Annotated in this window: 14 protein-coding genes; 10 read left to right on the top strand and 4 right to left on the bottom strand. The window is 71.2% G+C overall.

The window, feature by feature from the left end:
- Window positions 1-57: 57 nt before the first annotated feature.
- Both K8640_RS42445 and K8640_RS04345 read left to right on the top strand, forming a co-directional pair.
- On the top strand, window positions 58-750 hold the full coding sequence (locus tag K8640_RS42445; RefSeq protein ID WP_255652663.1) for a zf-TFIIB domain-containing protein: 693 nt from the start codon (window positions 58-60) through the stop codon (window positions 748-750).
- A gap of 84 nt (window positions 751-834) precedes the next feature.
- Complete coding sequence (locus K8640_RS04345; protein ID WP_223745912.1) at window positions 835-1,191, top strand: PilZ domain-containing protein; 357 nt, start codon at window positions 835-837, stop codon at window positions 1,189-1,191.
- Window positions 1,192-1,201: 10 nt separating this feature from the next.
- Here the strand turns inward: K8640_RS04345 and K8640_RS43055 are convergent, their stop codons facing one another.
- From K8640_RS43055 to K8640_RS04330, 3 genes are all read right to left on the bottom strand, one after another.
- Window positions 1,202-1,861, bottom strand: a complete 660-nt coding sequence (locus K8640_RS43055; protein WP_223745911.1) for a TetR/AcrR family transcriptional regulator — start codon at window positions 1,859-1,861, stop codon at window positions 1,202-1,204.
- A complete protein-coding gene (locus tag K8640_RS04335) occupies window positions 1,858-2,970 on the bottom strand; it encodes a saccharopine dehydrogenase (RefSeq protein WP_223745910.1) in 1,113 nt (370 codons plus the stop codon). The genes K8640_RS43055 and K8640_RS04335 overlap by 4 nt, the downstream gene beginning before the upstream one ends.
- Window positions 2,971-3,251: 281 nt before the next feature.
- Window positions 3,252-4,442, bottom strand: coding sequence for a GTP-binding protein (locus K8640_RS04330; RefSeq protein WP_223745909.1), 1,191 nt, complete (start codon window positions 4,440-4,442; stop codon window positions 3,252-3,254).
- 387 nt (window positions 4,443-4,829) lie between these two features.
- Between K8640_RS04330 and K8640_RS04325 the strand changes: the two genes are divergently transcribed.
- From K8640_RS04325 to K8640_RS04300, 6 genes are all read left to right on the top strand, one after another.
- On the top strand, window positions 4,830-5,666 hold the full coding sequence (locus tag K8640_RS04325) for an urease accessory protein UreD (RefSeq protein WP_324289123.1): 837 nt from the start codon (window positions 4,830-4,832) through the stop codon (window positions 5,664-5,666).
- Window positions 5,667-5,752: 86 nt separating this feature from the next.
- Complete coding sequence (gene ureA, locus K8640_RS04320) at window positions 5,753-6,523, top strand: urease subunit gamma (protein WP_223745908.1); 771 nt, start codon at window positions 5,753-5,755, stop codon at window positions 6,521-6,523.
- On the top strand, window positions 6,520-8,235 hold the full coding sequence (ureC, locus tag K8640_RS04315; RefSeq protein ID WP_223745907.1) for an urease subunit alpha: 1,716 nt from the start codon (window positions 6,520-6,522) through the stop codon (window positions 8,233-8,235). Before ureA ends, ureC begins: the two co-directional genes overlap by 4 nt.
- A gap of 20 nt (window positions 8,236-8,255) precedes the next feature.
- On the top strand, window positions 8,256-8,918 hold the full coding sequence (locus K8640_RS04310; RefSeq protein WP_223745906.1) for an urease accessory protein UreF: 663 nt from the start codon (window positions 8,256-8,258) through the stop codon (window positions 8,916-8,918).
- Between the two features lie 12 nt (window positions 8,919-8,930).
- Window positions 8,931-9,665 (top strand): urease accessory protein UreG, encoded by a 735-nt coding sequence (gene ureG / locus K8640_RS04305; protein WP_223745905.1) that lies wholly within the window; start codon window positions 8,931-8,933, stop codon window positions 9,663-9,665.
- A 28-nt stretch (window positions 9,666-9,693) separates the two neighbouring features.
- A complete protein-coding gene (locus K8640_RS04300; protein ID WP_223745904.1) occupies window positions 9,694-10,485 on the top strand; it encodes a ceramidase in 792 nt (263 codons plus the stop codon).
- 4 nt (window positions 10,486-10,489) lie between these two features.
- Here the strand turns inward: K8640_RS04300 and K8640_RS04295 are convergent, their stop codons facing one another.
- Complete coding sequence (locus K8640_RS04295; RefSeq protein WP_223745903.1) at window positions 10,490-11,566, bottom strand: leucine-rich repeat domain-containing protein; 1,077 nt, start codon at window positions 11,564-11,566, stop codon at window positions 10,490-10,492.
- Window positions 11,567-11,785: 219 nt separating this feature from the next.
- Between K8640_RS04295 and K8640_RS04290 the strand changes: the two genes are divergently transcribed.
- Both K8640_RS04290 and K8640_RS04285 read left to right on the top strand, forming a co-directional pair.
- Complete coding sequence (locus K8640_RS04290; protein WP_223745902.1) at window positions 11,786-12,289, top strand: hypothetical protein; 504 nt, start codon at window positions 11,786-11,788, stop codon at window positions 12,287-12,289.
- Between the two features lie 152 nt (window positions 12,290-12,441).
- The gene (locus K8640_RS04285) at window positions 12,442-14,601 is read left to right on the top strand and encodes a kelch repeat-containing protein (RefSeq protein ID WP_223745901.1); all 2,160 of its coding nucleotides are present in this window, start codon (window positions 12,442-12,444) and stop codon (window positions 14,599-14,601) included.
- Window positions 14,602-14,750 lie beyond the last annotated feature (149 nt).

Below are 14,750 nucleotides of genomic sequence, written 5' to 3'. Positions count from 1 at the left end.
GCCCCGCGTCGACACCCCCTGCGGGCCCCGGCGGATTCATGGAAGGATGCCCGGGTCATGGAACGCTCCTGCCCCGTCTGCCCGCCCCCCGCGCCCCCGCTGCGCGTCATCGACCTGCGCGGTGTCCCCGTGGACACCTGCGCGCGCTGCCAGGGACACTGGCTGGACGCGGGCGAGCTGGAGCGGCTGGCGCCGGGCTGGAGGACGGAGGCGCTCCAGGCCGCGCTGCCCTCCGCGACCCGGCGCTGCCGCCACGCGCGGCACCATGTTCCGGCCACGCGCGAAGAATGTGGCCTGTGTGGCTCACCCGCCGCGCGCTGTCCGTCCTGCGACGAGACGCTGTCCCAGGTGCGCACGGAGGTCTGCGCGGTGGATGTGTGCTCGCGCTGCCACGGGCTGTGGCTGGACGCGAACGAGCTGAAGCAGCTGATGGACTGGCACCGCCGCTGGAAGCGTCCGCTGGTGGTGGGGCTGACGGCGGCGGGCACCACGGCGGCCGCGGCCGTCGCGCTCTCCCAGGTGGCGGGCGACACCCCGACCCGCACCCGGGTGACGGAAGTCCTTCAGTCCACGATGGAGCAGGCGGCCGAATCGGTGGACGTGGTGGAGCTGGCGGTGGGGGCGGTGGACCTGGCGGGCAGCGCCGCCGAGGGGGTGGGCACGGCCGTCGAAGCCGCGGTGGAGGGGGGCGAGGTCGTCTCCGCGGCCGTGGGCGGGCTGCTCGCGGTGGTGGCGGGGTTGTTCCAGTGACCCACCTGCACGGCGCGTCTGAATCCCCTATGCTCGTGACAGGCCCGTGAGACCCGCCGGATCCTGACGGGGGGAGCGCCGATGATGAACCCAGCAAGTCAGAAGAGCAGCCTGGCGGATGACCGCCGTTCGTTCCCTCGCCTCCAGGCGCCGCTCTATGCGCGCCCGGCGCGACTGAAGTTCGGGGACAAGCAGCGGGTGCTGGATGCGAGCCTCGGCGGCGTGCGCATCTACTCCGACGACGCGTACACCGAGGGCAGCAACCTGGAGGTGGACCTGTTCCTGGGGGACGGCACGACGCTGGAGTGTCGCGCGCGCGTCGCGTGGCTGCGCAAGCTGCCCAAGGACGCGGCGGCCGTCTACGAGGTGGGGCTCGCGTTCATGGACGTCCCCCCGGAGGCGCTCGAGCGCCTCAAGTCGGTGCTCGTCGCCGAGGACTGAAGGCGCGCCGTCATTCGGGCGGGGTCGTCCAGTCGGCCCAGAGGGCGCGCAGCTCCTGCTCCAGTCCCGGCACCGCCACGGAGCGCAGGCTGCCGCCGCCGCGGAAGAGGGACAGGCCCTCGAAGAAGGCCATCAACAGGGCGGCTCGCCGCTCACGGCGCGCGGGCGTGAGCCCGGGGGTCAGCGGCGTGAGCAGTTCGACGAGCCCCTCGCGATAGCCCGCGTAGAAGACCCCGAGCGCCTCGGCCACCATGGTGTCCCTCGCGGCCAGGGCCCACAGCTCGGCGAAGAGCTGGAAGTGCCGGGGGGACTCCTGGTCCTCCAGGATGGCGTCCAGCGCGTGTCGCAGCCGCTGGTCGGGGTGCGTGCCCGCGCCGTCCATGCGCTCGCGGACGTGGCGGATGGCGGCCTCCAGGTAGCGCGACAGGAGCGCGCGCACCACGTCCTGCCTGGTGGGGAAGTAGTACTGGAGGTTGCCCAGGCTCAGCCCCGCGCGCTGGGCCACGCCGCGCAGGGCGAGGCCCGCGGAGCCCTCCTCCACGAGGACGTCCATGGCCGCGTCGAGGATGCGCTCCACGCGCTCGTGGCCCTTCGCGTGGACGGCGGTGCCCGCGCGGGGCTTCGCGGAGGGGAGCGTGCCGGGCGGCTTGCTCGCGCGGCGGGGGCTCACGCGGCCACCATCGACGGGACGGGGGCGGCGCCGACGAGCGACTCGTCGAGGCGCACCTGGACGCCGCACGCGCGCAGCGCCGCGAGGGCGTGCTCGGCGCGGGGCTCGTGCTCGGGGAACCACACGCCGGGGGCGTGCGGCGGCGCGCCGTCGACGCCGAGCAGCCGCTCCACGCCGAGCAGCGCGCCCACGGCCGTCAGGTGGGCCTGGCCCTTGGGGTCGACCACCTCGACCCGGACGCGGCCGCGTTCGCCCACCACGTCCGCGACCCAGGCCGCGTCACCGCCCTTGTTGCTGGTGGCGAGCAGCGCGCGGCGCAGGCGCGTCAGGCGGGGATGCTGAAGCAGCTTGAGCACGCCGAGCCGCTGGAGGACCACCAGGGCCCAGGTGGCGGAGTCCGCGTCGAAGCCCATCCGCGTCGCCACGCCGCGCGCGCCCAGCACCGCGGGCAGCGTGGCCTGCTCGGGCGTGTCCAGGCGGAACACCCGCGTGCTCTTCCCGTCGGAGAAGGTCACCTTCCGTCCATCCGTCAGCGGCAGCACGTGGCGCTCCTGGCCGTCCTCCTTCACCTCGAAGGACAGGGCCAGCCGGTCCATGTACTCGAGGGAGTCCGGTCCCGCCACGTCGGCGAGCGCGAAGCGGATGCCCACGTCCACCTGGGCCAGCGCCCCCACGCGCGCGGCGGCCACGGCGACCAGGCGAGGCACCAGCCCCGCCATCCACGAGGAGCCCAGCAGCACGGGCGCGCGAGGGGGCGTGCCCGACAGGCGCAACATCGCGGAGCGCATGCGCGAGGTCCATCGGGTGATGTCCAACAGCGGCACCCCGGCGCGCGCGGCCCAGACGAGGAGGTGGTCCTCGGGGTCGTTCACCAGGGTGACGACGGCGGCGGGCCTGCCCTTCAGCACGGCCAGCGGGTCCCTGGCGCGGATGTCCATCGCCACGCCCTGGGCCAGCCCGAGCTGGGAGGCGAGCGCGGCGGCCTGCTCCTGCCGGCGTCCGGCGATGACCAGCGGCAGCTTCGGGTGCCGCTCCCTCAAGAGCCGGGCGAGCCGGACTCCCACCACGCCATAGCCACCCACCAGGACGACGCTTCCCTCGGACTCCATGAAGACTCCCGTGCACGGACACGGACCGTCCGTGCCTCACGGGAGGACAATATAGGTCGTTCGACCTAATTTTCACGACAATCGCCCGGGAGCCGGAGGTGGACGGGGCGAAGGTGTTCCGGACAGGGGGATGGCCCATCGCCATCATCGTCTCGGAGGAGAGCAAAGCAGCCTTGGAGCGCATCGGGGCGACCGGAACGAAGGACACGACGCACCTCTCCCCCCGGCCTCGACAAGGAAGCCAGCAACCCGGTACCTGGAGATGACCGCGAGGGGGCGGCTCAGCAGACCTTCGTCACGATGCCGACGCCCACGGTGCGGCCGCCGTCGCGCACCTCGAAGCGCAGCGTCTCCTCCAGCGCGACGGGGTCGGTGAGCTCCACCAGCAGCAGGAGGCTGTCGCCCGGCTTCCCCAACCGCTCCCCCTCCAAGAGCTTCACCGCCCCCATCATGTCCGTCCCATGGAGGCAGAACCGCAGGCGGTCATCGTCGAGCAGCACGCCGTGTCGCCCCCCATCGGCCCGGGGCAGCAGGTAGACCCGCGCGATGAACCGGTGGTGCGCGCGGATGCTGCCGGGCCTGGCCAGCACCTGCCCACGCTTCAGGCTCCAGCTCTCCAGGCCGCGGACCCGCACGTCGACCTTGTCGCCCACCCGGCCTTCACGCAGTGGCTCGTGGAACCGCCCGATGCTCGTCACCACCGTCTTCAGCGTCGGCCCCAGGCCCACCACCTCCACCTCTTCGTGGAGCTGGAGCGTGCCGCGCTCCACCCGCCCTCCCACCACCGCGCCGCGACCGATGATGAAGCGCACCCCCTGCACCGGCATCAGGAACGGCTCGCGCGTCGCGCACCTGGGCGGGGTGATGGAGCGGTCCACCACCTCCAGCAGTCGCTGGATGGCCGGCTCCCCCCACGCCCCCGTGTCGCCCGCCAGCGCCCTCTGCGCCGAGCCGATGACGATGGGCGTCTCATCGCCCGGGAAGTCATACGACTTCAGCAGCGTCCGGACATCCTGCTCCACCAGCTCGCGGATCTCCGGGTCGTCCATCAGGCGCCACTTGTTCAGGAAGACCACGATGGACTTGATGCCGGCCTCGCGCGCCAGGCGGATGTACTCGCGCGTCTGGGGCATGGGGCCCTCGTCCGCCGACACGACCAGGATGGCCCCATCCATCGGCGTCGCCCCCGTCAGCAGCCCCTTCACGCAGTCCACATGCGACGGAGGGTCCACGTGCGAATAGCGCCGATTCGACGTCTGACATTCCATGTGCATCATCGAGAGGGAGGTTCCCCGGGCCCGCGTCTGTCTGGCCGTGCCCCACCCCGTCGGCGACCAGACCGGGGCAGCACCCGACTTCGCCAGCAGCTTCGTGATGGCCGCCGCCAGGGTCGTCTTGCCGTGGCCCTGGTGGCCCAGCACGCCGATGTTCACTCGGGGCTTGAGAGATTCGAGCTCCGCCTGCACACGCATGACATTCCTCACCGTGACCGGTCCGCCGATGCGCCGGCCCGCGATAAATCCCAGGAAAATCACTGGGAGACACAGGTTGTCTGTCAATTCAGGAGAACTGCATCAACCGGAACGAACGAGGCGTCCGCCATCCCGCAGACTGGACCGACCCTGGGCTTCCCTGCCTGCCGTCTCGCTGCAACACCAGACATCGTGTCTGGGTATCACCCGCATGAGCTCCCCGAGCCCCGGCCCCCGTGTCGCCACGGGAGCCCCGCAGAGAGGTGATGCGGCGGGGGGCTCGAGAGAATGCCTGTCCAAGGGGAGCAACGTCGCTCGACGCCCCTGGAGGTCTGACGCGAGGTGGCCCCTTTCCCTCGGGCGCCAACTGGTCCAGGCTCCAGCCACGTGAGCCAGGTCCCCTCCTCCGAGACACCCCGACGCGCGGGCTTCGCCCGGCTCGCCTTCGAGCGCGCGGGGGGGCGCACCGTGGTGAGCACCGCGCTGGCGCACAGCCCGCTGCGACTGCTCACCCCGCGCAACCACGGCCACGCCGCGTGGGCGTACACCAGCTCGTTCGGCGGCGGGCTGGTGGACGGAGACTCGCTCCGCCTCGACCTCGACGTGGCCCCCGGCGCCACCGCGTGGCTGTCCTCCCAGGGCGCCAACCGCGTCTACCGCTCCCCCTCCGGCTGCACGAGCGACGTGTCCGCCCGCGTGGGCGACGACGCCCTGCTCGCGTGGGTGCCGGACCCCACCGCGTGCTTCTCCGGCGCGCGCTACGCCCAGACACTCGCCTTCCGGCTCGCGCCCACCGCGTCGCTCGTCCTCGCCGACATCGTCACCTCCGGCCGCAGCGCCAGCGGCGAGCGCTGGGCCTTCTCCCACTACGCCTCCACCCTGCGCGTCCACGTGGGCGAGCGCGCCCTCGTCGACGAGCGCTGGCTCTTGGACCCCACCCACGGCCCCCTGCGCGAGCGGCTCGGCCGCTTCGAGGCCATGGCCTCCCTCCTCCTCGTCGGCCCCGCCCTGGCCACCGCCCGCGAGGCCCTGCTCGCCCGCGTCACCGCGCTGCCCGTCACCCCACGCGCCGACCTCGTCCCCTCCGCCAGCCCCCTGGGCCCCCACGGCCTGCTCCTGCGCGCCGCCGCCGTCTCCGTCGAGTCCCTGGTGCGCACCACCCACGACTGGCTGTCCTTCCTCCCCGCCCTCCTCGGGGACGACCCCTGGGCCCGCCGCGTGTGAGCCCCCCCTCCTGGCGGCGCACCCCGGCCCTGCACTAGTGTTGACGCATCAAGTCATGGCGCCGTCGAACCCCGGGAGTCGCGCGCGTGCACCTGTCCCCTCGAGACGTCGACAAACTGTTGCTGCATCAGGCGGGCTTCCTGGCCCAGAAGCGGCTCGCCCGAGGCGTCCGGCTGAGCTACCCGGAGGCCGTCGCGCTCATCGCCACGCAGTTGCTGGAGTTCATCCGTGACGGCAGGAGCGTGGCGGAGCTGATGGACCTGGGGCGCAAGCTGCTGGGGCGCGCGCAGGTGATGCGGGGGGTGCCGGAGATGCTCGCGGAGGTGCAGGTGGAGGGCACCTTCCCGGACGGCTCCAAGCTGGTGACGGTGCACCACCCCATCGTCGCCGAGCACGGCGACCTGGAGCTCGCGCTGTACGGCAGCTTCCTGCCGGTGCCCCCACGGGAGCGCTTCACGGCCTCCACCGCGGCGGACGACGGCATCCCCGGCGAGGTGCGCGTGCTGCCCGGCGAGGTGGAGCTCAACGCGGGCCGCGACAGCGTCTTTCTCCGCGTCACGCACCGGGGAGACCGCCCCATCCAGGTGGGCAGCCACTACCCCTTCTTCGAGACGAACCGCGCGCTCGTGTTCGACCGGGAGAAGGCCTACGGCCACCGCCTGGACATCCCCGCGGGGACGGCGGTGCGGTTCGAGCCGGGGGAGACGAAGACGGTGAGCCTGGTCGCCATCGCGGGCGAGCAGGTGGTGCGGGGCGGCAACGCGCTGGGCAGCGGCAAGGTGTCCGCCGAGAACCGTGAGCGCGCGATGGCGCAGGTCCGCGAGCAGGGCTTCGGCCACGAGGAGGAGCGCGAATGAGCCGGAAGATGGACCGTCGCCACTACGCGGACATGTTCGGCCCCACCACCGGGGACAAGGTGCGGCTGGGCGACACGGGCCTGTGGGCCCAGGTGGAGCGCGACGCCACCGTCTACGGCGACGAGTGCAAGTTCGGCGGCGGCAAGGTGCTGCGCGAGGGCATGGGCCAGCGCGCGGGCGTGGGCGACGCGGACGCGCTGGACCTGGTCATCACCAACGCGCTCATCCTCGACTGGACGGGCATCTACAAGGCGGACATCGGCGTCAAGGCGGGCCGCATCGTCGGCATCGGCAAGGCGGGCAACCCGGACATCATGGCCGGCGTGACGCCCGGCATGGTGGTGGGCGTGACGACGGAGGCCCTCTCCGCGGAGGGACACGTCGTCACCGCGGGCGGCCTGGACACGCACATCCACTTCATCTGCCCGCAGCAGGCGGACGAGGCGCTCGCCAGCGGCATCACCACCTGGGTGGGCGGCGGCACCGGCCCCGCCACCGGCACCAAGGCCACCACGTGCACGCCGGGCGCGTGGAACCTGCAGCGGATGCTCCAGGCCACCGACACGCTGCCGCTCAACATCGGCCTGACCGGCAAGGGCAACACGTCCCTGCCCCACGGCCTGGTGGACCAGATTCGCGCGGGCGCCATCGGCCTGAAGCTGCACGAGGACTGGGGCACCACGCCCGCCGCCATCGACACCTGCCTCACCGTGGCCGAGGACGAGGACGTGCAGGTCACCATCCACACCGACACGCTCAACGAGTCGGGCTACGTGGATGACTCGCTCGCGGCCATCAAGGGCCGCACCATCCACACGTACCACTCGGAGGGCGCGGGCGGCGGCCACGCGCCGGACATCATCCGCGTGTGCGGCGTGGACCACGTGCTGCCCTCGTCCACCAACCCCACGCGCCCGTACACGGTGAACACGCTGGACGAGCACCTGGACATGCTCATGGTCTGCCACCACCTGGACCCGGGCATCCCCGAGGACATCGCCTTCGCGGAGAGCCGCATCCGGGGCGAGACCATCGCCGCGGAGGACATCCTCCACGACCTGGGCGCCATCAGCATCATGTCCTCGGACAGCCAGGCCATGGGGAGGGTGGGCGAGGTCATCTGTCGCACGTGGCAGACGGCGCACAAGATGCGCGAGCAGCGCGGGCGGCTGTCCGGCGAGCAGGGTGACAACGACAACCTGCGCATCCGCCGCTACGTGGCCAAGTACACCATCAACCCGGCCATCGCCCACGGGCTGTCGCACGAGGTGGGCTCGGTGGAGGTGGGGAAGCTGGCGGACCTGGTGCTGTGGCGCCCGGCCTTCTTCGGCATCCGCCCGGAGCTGGTGCTCAAGGGCGGCTTCATCGCCTGGGGACAGATGGGGGACGCCAACGCGTCCATCCCCACGCCGCAGCCGTTCATGATGCGGCCCATGTTCGGCGCCAGGGGCCGGGCGCTCGGGGCCACCAGCCTCGTGTTCGTCTCACCGCGCGCGCTGGCCGAGGGCACCACGCGCGAGCTGGGCCTGGGCAAGCGCGCCGTCGCGGTGAAGCGGTGCCGGGGACTGGGCAAGCGCGACATGCGGCTCAACGACGCCCTGCCCGTCATCACCGTGGACTCGGAGACCTACGAGGTGCGCGCGGATGGGGAGCTGCTCCGCTGCGAGGCCGCCGTCCGACTGCCGCTGGCGCAGCGCTACTCGCTGTTCTGAAAGGACGGGGACTTCCGCGCATGGGCTCGTCCTGGAAGGTGCTCCAGCTGGCGGACTCGGGCTTTCCCACGGGGGGCTTCGCCCACTCGGGAGGGCTGGAGGCGGCGGTGCAGGCCGGCGAGGTGCGCGGCGCACCGGAGCTTCGCCGCTTCACGCGAGAGCTGTTGTGGCAGGCGGGGCATGGCGCCCTGCCGCTGTTGAGCGCGGCGCACCGCGAGGCCTCGCGGCTGCCGGAGCTGGACGCGCGGGCGGACGCGTTCCTCACCAGCCATGTCGCGCACCGGGCCAGCCGCACGCAGGGCCGGGCCTTCCTGGACACGTGCGCGCGCATCTTCCCCGGGCCGGTGGGGCCGCTGCGCGAGTCGGCGAGGGCCGCGGGGATTGGCTTCCACCACGCGCCGGTGTTCGGGGCGGTGGTCCGCGCGCTGGAGGTGGAGCTGTCGGAGGCGCAGCGGCTGCACCTGTCGCTCACGCTGCGCGGCGCGCTGTCGGCGGCGGTGCGGCTGGGCATCGTCGGCACGCACGAGTCGCACCAGCTCCAGCACCAGGCGACGCCGCTGTTGGACGCGGTGCTGGAGCGCTGCGCGGGGCTGGGGTTGGAGGCGCTCGCGCAGCCCTCGCCATTGTTGGACTTGTTGGGTTCCACGCACGACCGCCTCTATTCGAGGCTCTTCCTGTCCTGAGGTGAAGCGCACATGCACGACGACCACAGGGGCCACGGCCACGACGATGAGCACGACCACACGCATGAGGAGTGGGAGCATCCGGGCCACTTCCACGAGCGCGAGGAGCCGAAGCGGCGTGATTACCAGGCGCGCGCCTTCACCATCGGCATCGGCGGGCCGGTGGGCAGCGGGAAGACGGCGCTGGTGCTGGCGCTGTGCCGCGCGCTGCGTGAGCGCCACCGGCTGGGCGTGGTGACCAACGACATCTTCACCCAGGAGGACGCGGAGTTCCTGGTGCGAAACCACGCGCTCTCACCCGAGCGCATCAAGGCGGTGGAGACGGGAGGCTGCCCGCACGCGGCCATCCGCGAGGACATCAGCCACAACCTGCTGGCGCTCGAGCAGCTCATGGAGGAGCTGACGCCGGAGCTGCTCATCGTGGAGAGCGGCGGCGACAACCTGGCGGCGCAGTACAGCCGGGAGCTGGCGGACTACACCGTGTACGTCATCGACGTGGCGGGCGGGGACAAGGTGCCGCGCAAGGGAGGCCCGGGCATCACCCAGTCCGACTTGCTCATCATCAACAAGACGGACCTGGCGCCCCACGTGGGCGCGGACCTGGGCGTCATGGAGCGCGACGCGAAGAAGATGCGCGGCGACGGCCCCTTCGTCTTCACCCAGGTCACCCAGGGCGTGGGCCTGGACGTCGTCGTCGAGCACCTGCTCACCGCGTGGAAGCAGCGCACCGGAGCCCGGACGGGCTGAGGCCGCGAGGTGCTACGCTCCGCTCCACATGTCCGCGATTCCCACGGGCTACTGGGGCCCGAGCACCTCGACCGTGGATTGGTGCGAGACGAACTACCAGCACTTCTTCCACATCGGCGAGCTGTTCAACTCGGCCTCCAGCCTGGTGCTGGTCCTCGTGGGCGTGCTGGGCGTCGTGCTCCACTGGCGCGTACTGGAGCGCCGGTTCCTGCTCGCCTTCGGGTTGCTCGCCCTGGTGGGCGTGGGCAGCACCGCGTTCCACACGACGCTGCGCCGCGAGCACCAGATGCTGGACGAGCTGCCGATGCTCTATCTGGCCATCGTCATCGTCTACATCCTGCTGGAGGACCGACCCCAGCGGCGCTTCGGGCGCTGGTTCCCGTGGCTGCTGTTCTGTCACGCGGTGCTGGTGACGTACCTGACGGCCTTCACGCGCGGCGCGCTCCAGTTCTTCCTCTTCCAGGTGAGCTTCGCGTCGCTGGAGTTCTTCGCGCTCGGCCGCACCTACGTCCTCCAGCGGCGCAGCCCGGATGCGAGCACGAAGCGGCTGTTCCAGCTCGGCATCGCGTCCTATGCGCTCGCCATCGTGCTGTGGGTCAGCGACATCCAGTTCTGCCCCACGCTCAACGAGACGCTCCCCGCGCACGGCATCCCCAACCCCCAGTTCCATGCCTGGTGGCACGTGCTGGTGGCCTTCGGGTTCAACGCGCTCCTCCTGGTCATCGCGAAGGAGCGACTGCGGACGCTGGGGAAGGACTCACGTCTCGGCAGGCTGCTGGGCGTGGTCCCGTGCGTGAAACTGACGCCGCCCGGAACGTGAGGCGTCAGCTCAGGCCCAGCTTGCACTCGGGGAGCGCGAGCCGGAGCTGCTCGAGCTCCTGGGGCGGCAGCGTCGTCGAGTAGAGGTCCAGCGTCCTGAGCCACGGCATCCGGAAGAGGACCGGCGGCACCGTCGTCAGGGGCGTGGACTGGAGGTCGAGGAAGGTCAGGCGACGCAGCCGCTCCAGCGAGTCGGGCAAGGTCGTCACGCCGGTCTGCCGCAGGTTGAGCGACTCGAGTGACTCGAGGTTCCCCAGCTCCGGCGGCAGCTGCGCCAACGCGGGGTTGAAGGACAGGTCCAGCTTCTTGAGCTTCGTGAGTCGCCCCAGCTCCGGTGGGACCTGCTGGATGCCCGTGGTGCGCACCCAGAGGGACTCCAGCTCGGTGAACTCGCCGATGACCGGCGGCAGCTCCCCCAGCTTGCGGCCGTTGAACAGCAGCTCCTTGGAGTCGCGCGGGAACCTGTCGAACAGGGCGAAGGCGCCCTTGGCCTTGGACGCGGCCGCCTTCGGGAGGGAGGCCTGCGCGAGGTCCGGCGGCTCCTGGGAGGTGGCGCCCTCCTCCGCGCCCTGGAGTGACTCGGCCATCGAGCCCAGCTCCTCCGCGAGCCAGGCGGAGAACGGCCCCAGTTCGTCCACGGGGAGGCTCTCCTCCACGCTCCAGACGACCAGCCCGTCGCCCTGGGTGCCCTGGCCGAAGGCGAAGCCCTTGACGTCCTCCAGGTCGCGAGCGGCGAACATCACGAACGCGTACGTGTGCGTCCCCGCTTCGCGCTCGGCGCGGACTTCGCTCCAGTTCCGGTCGGGGACACCGGTCTGCTGGGACAGACTCACCCGCCAGCGCGGCGGGAGAAAGCCCAGCGTGGACTCGGAGGTCGACAGCCACCGATAGCCGAGCGCCTCGATGAACTCGACGTACTCGGCGGGCAGCAGCGACGCGATGTCGGGCACGGCCGAGAACGGCACGACGCGCGGCTCCAGGTCCTCCGCGTAGCGCCCCACGGCGCCCCTCCCCAGCACCTGGGTGGCCTGCTTCTCCACCTTCTTCCACTGCGTCGTCGGCGACACGGACTTCTTCGGCATGTCCTGTTCCCTACCCGCATCCGAATCCGTGGGGGAAGCGCGAATGCATCCTGGAGCCCGGCGCGTGACGCCGGCGCGCCCGACCTCCCAGACTTCCAGGCCAGTCCACGCCTCCTCGAAAACATCTGCTCCCACTTCAATCCCACCTCGTTTGCCGCGCCAACGGCAACCATGTTAGGAATTGAGCCCATCCCCGCAATGGCATTCCAGGAGGTTCTCGTGACCCGGAACGTGAAGCGATTGCTGGCTTTCGCCCTGCCGCTGTCCCTTGCCCCGACCAGCGGTCTCGCCGAGCCATCCTGGACAGAGACCTTCGTGCTGCCTTCGCGCCCCTCGACTCCCGGTGCCATGCCCCTGCTGTGCATGGCGTGGCAGGAGTACTACGTCCTGAACCTCACCGGCGTCACGGTCTCGTCATCCGGGCCCCTGACCCCTCCCTTCCCGAACTCCGTCGCCGCCGGCGGTTTCGCTTCGGCGGGAGTGGTCACCAACCTTCCGGGAACCCACCAGTACCTCTTCACGACCGATCTCATGAACGCGTTTACCGACGCGAAGACGTGCATCTGGCAATTCTCTGTCACCCGCGACAGCAACGGAGTCTTTTCCGGCGTCATCAACCAGGCCTCCGCCGGCAATCAGGGGGTCCTCTGCACCATCGACCCGACGCAATCCTATTTCGACCCCTCCACCTGCCGGAGCCAGGTCGTCACCTACATCCAATGAGATGCAACGCCTGACACACCACGCTCAAAACTTTCCTTCCAGCGCCGAGGTGGCGACCGACCCGGTCAGGGTCCATTTGAACTGACTGGGATAAGGGTCCAGGATTCGCCGCGCCCGAGCGGAGAGCGATTCCCGCGCCGTCGGGCGCTCCCATGAAACGAATTGCGCTCCTCCCTGCCCTGCTCACGCTCCTCGCCTGCGCGGCTTGCGGTCCCCCGACCGTGGAGTCACCGCCTCCCGCCACGGATACCCAGACCTCCGCGCTGGCGGCGCCGCAATGGCTTCCGACCACCTCGGCGCTCCAGGCGCGGAGCAACGCCACCGCCACGCGGCTGGCCACCGGGCAGGTGCTCGTCGTCGGAGGCAGCGTCTCCGGCGCCGTGACGACCACCGCGGAGCTGTACAACCCGGCCAACGCCTCGTGGACGTCCACGGGCTCGATGACGGGCGCTCGCAGCGAGCACACCGCCACCCTGCTGGACAATGGCCGCGTGCTGGTGGCGAACGGCTACGGCGGCGGGGGCGCGGGCGTCGTGCTCAACACCGCGGAGATCTACTGGCCGACGACGGGGACCTGGACCGCCGCGGCCGCTTCTCCCTCGACGCGCACGGTGGGGCAGGCCGCGAAGCTCACCACGGGCAAGGTGCTCATCACCGGTGGCTACTCGGGCGCCATCGGAATCCTCTCCAGCGCGGACCTCTATGACCCGTTCACCAACAGCTGGACGGCCACGAGCATGAACGGAGGTCGCTACCGGCACACGCTGACCGCGCTGCCCGGCGGCAAGGCGCTCGTCGCGGGTGGCAGCGGCCGGCTGAGCACGCTGAGCACCGCGGAGCTGTTCGACTCCGCGACGAACAGCTTCACCTATGCCGCCCCGATGAGCCGGGCGCGCCACAGCCACACCGCCACGATGCTGCCCTCCGGCAAGGTGCTCATCGCCGGTGGCAGCGGCACCAACACGGCGGAGCTGTACGACCCGGCCACCAACACCTGGACGCCCACCGGCTCCATGTCCCGCGCCCGCTCCAGCCACCACGCCGCGCTGCTGCCGTCCGGCAAGGTGCTCGTCTTCGACAGCAGCGGCACCAGCGAGCTGTACAACCCCGCCACGGGCACCTGGAGCATCACCGCGCCCCTGCTCTCCAGCCGCACCGGCGGCGTGTCCGCGCTGCTGCGCTCCGGGCAGGTGCTGCTCTCCAGCGGCGCCATCGGCGCCACGCCCACGGCGTCCTCGGAGCTGTATGAGCCGGGACAGCAGTCGTGGAGCGCCACCGGCTCGCTGTGGGTGGGACGCTGCCAGCACACCGCCACGGAGCTGCCCTCGGGGGCGGTGCTCGTGGCGGGCGGCTCGAGCTCCGGCACCCCGCTCGCGAGCGTGGAGTCGTATGACCCGGCCACCAGGACCTGGACGTCGCTGGGCTCGATGACGCAGGCGCGCAGCGGACACGTGGCCGTGCGGCTGCCGTGGGGACAGGTGCTGGTCATCGGCGGCAATGCGTCCACCACGCAGACCACGACGGAGCTGTATGACCCGGACACCCACACGTGGACGGCGCGTGGCAGCCTGAACAACGCGCGCGAGGGCTTCACCGCGACGGTGCTGCCCACCGGGAAGGTGGTCGTGGCCGGTGGACGAATCAACACCATCAACTACCTGACCAGCGCGGAGGTCTACGACCCGGCCACGGGCACCTGGTCGGTCACGGGCAGCCTCAACTTCGGCCGCGCGGACCACAGCGCGGTGCTGCTCCCGGATGGCAAGGTGATGGTGGCGAGCGGAACGTACTTCACCAACTCCATGACGACGCAGACGCCGACGGTGGAGCTCTATGACCCGACCACGGGGGCGTGGACGTACACCACCAACATCGCCTGGGCGGGGAGGAGCGACTTCACGCTGGACGTGCTGGGCTCCGGGCTGGCGCTCGCCGCGGGCGGACGCACGGGCAACTCGCTCAACTTCGGCGCGTTCTCCGTGAAGGTGGCGGATGTGTACTCGCACACCACGGGCACGTGGACTCCGGTGGGGAGCCTGGCCACCACGCGCCACGAGCACTCGAGCGCCCTGCTCGCGTCGGGCGCGCTCATGGCGGCGGGAGGCTTGTCGCGCGTGGGCGGCGGTCAGCCCGTCACCACCACGCTGGCCAGCGCGGAGCTGTTCGACCCGGCGACGAACACCTGGAAGGAGACAGCGGGCATGCGCGTCGCCCGCGCGGGCTTCACGCTGACGCCGCTGTACACCCAGGAGGTGCTCGCGGTGGGCTGCGGGCCCGCCGGTGAGCCCTCGGCGGAGCTGTACACGCCGTAGCGGCGTGTCACGGGGCGACGGCTCTCCTGGCCCGTCGCCCCACGCCATGGCTTCGCGAGGGTGACGATGAGCCCGTCCCCACCGATGACCCGCGTGGGGCGTGCCCGGATTCGTCGGGTGCTTTCGCGGTGAACAGCACTCGACAGGAA

This window comes from Myxococcus sp. XM-1-1-1 (assembly GCF_020037095.1).
Classification (GTDB): Bacteria; Myxococcota; Myxococcia; order Myxococcales; family Myxococcaceae; genus Myxococcus; species Myxococcus fulvus.
Note: the sequence above shows the minus strand (reverse complement) of the source record. Positions and strands in the feature narration are given on the sequence as shown.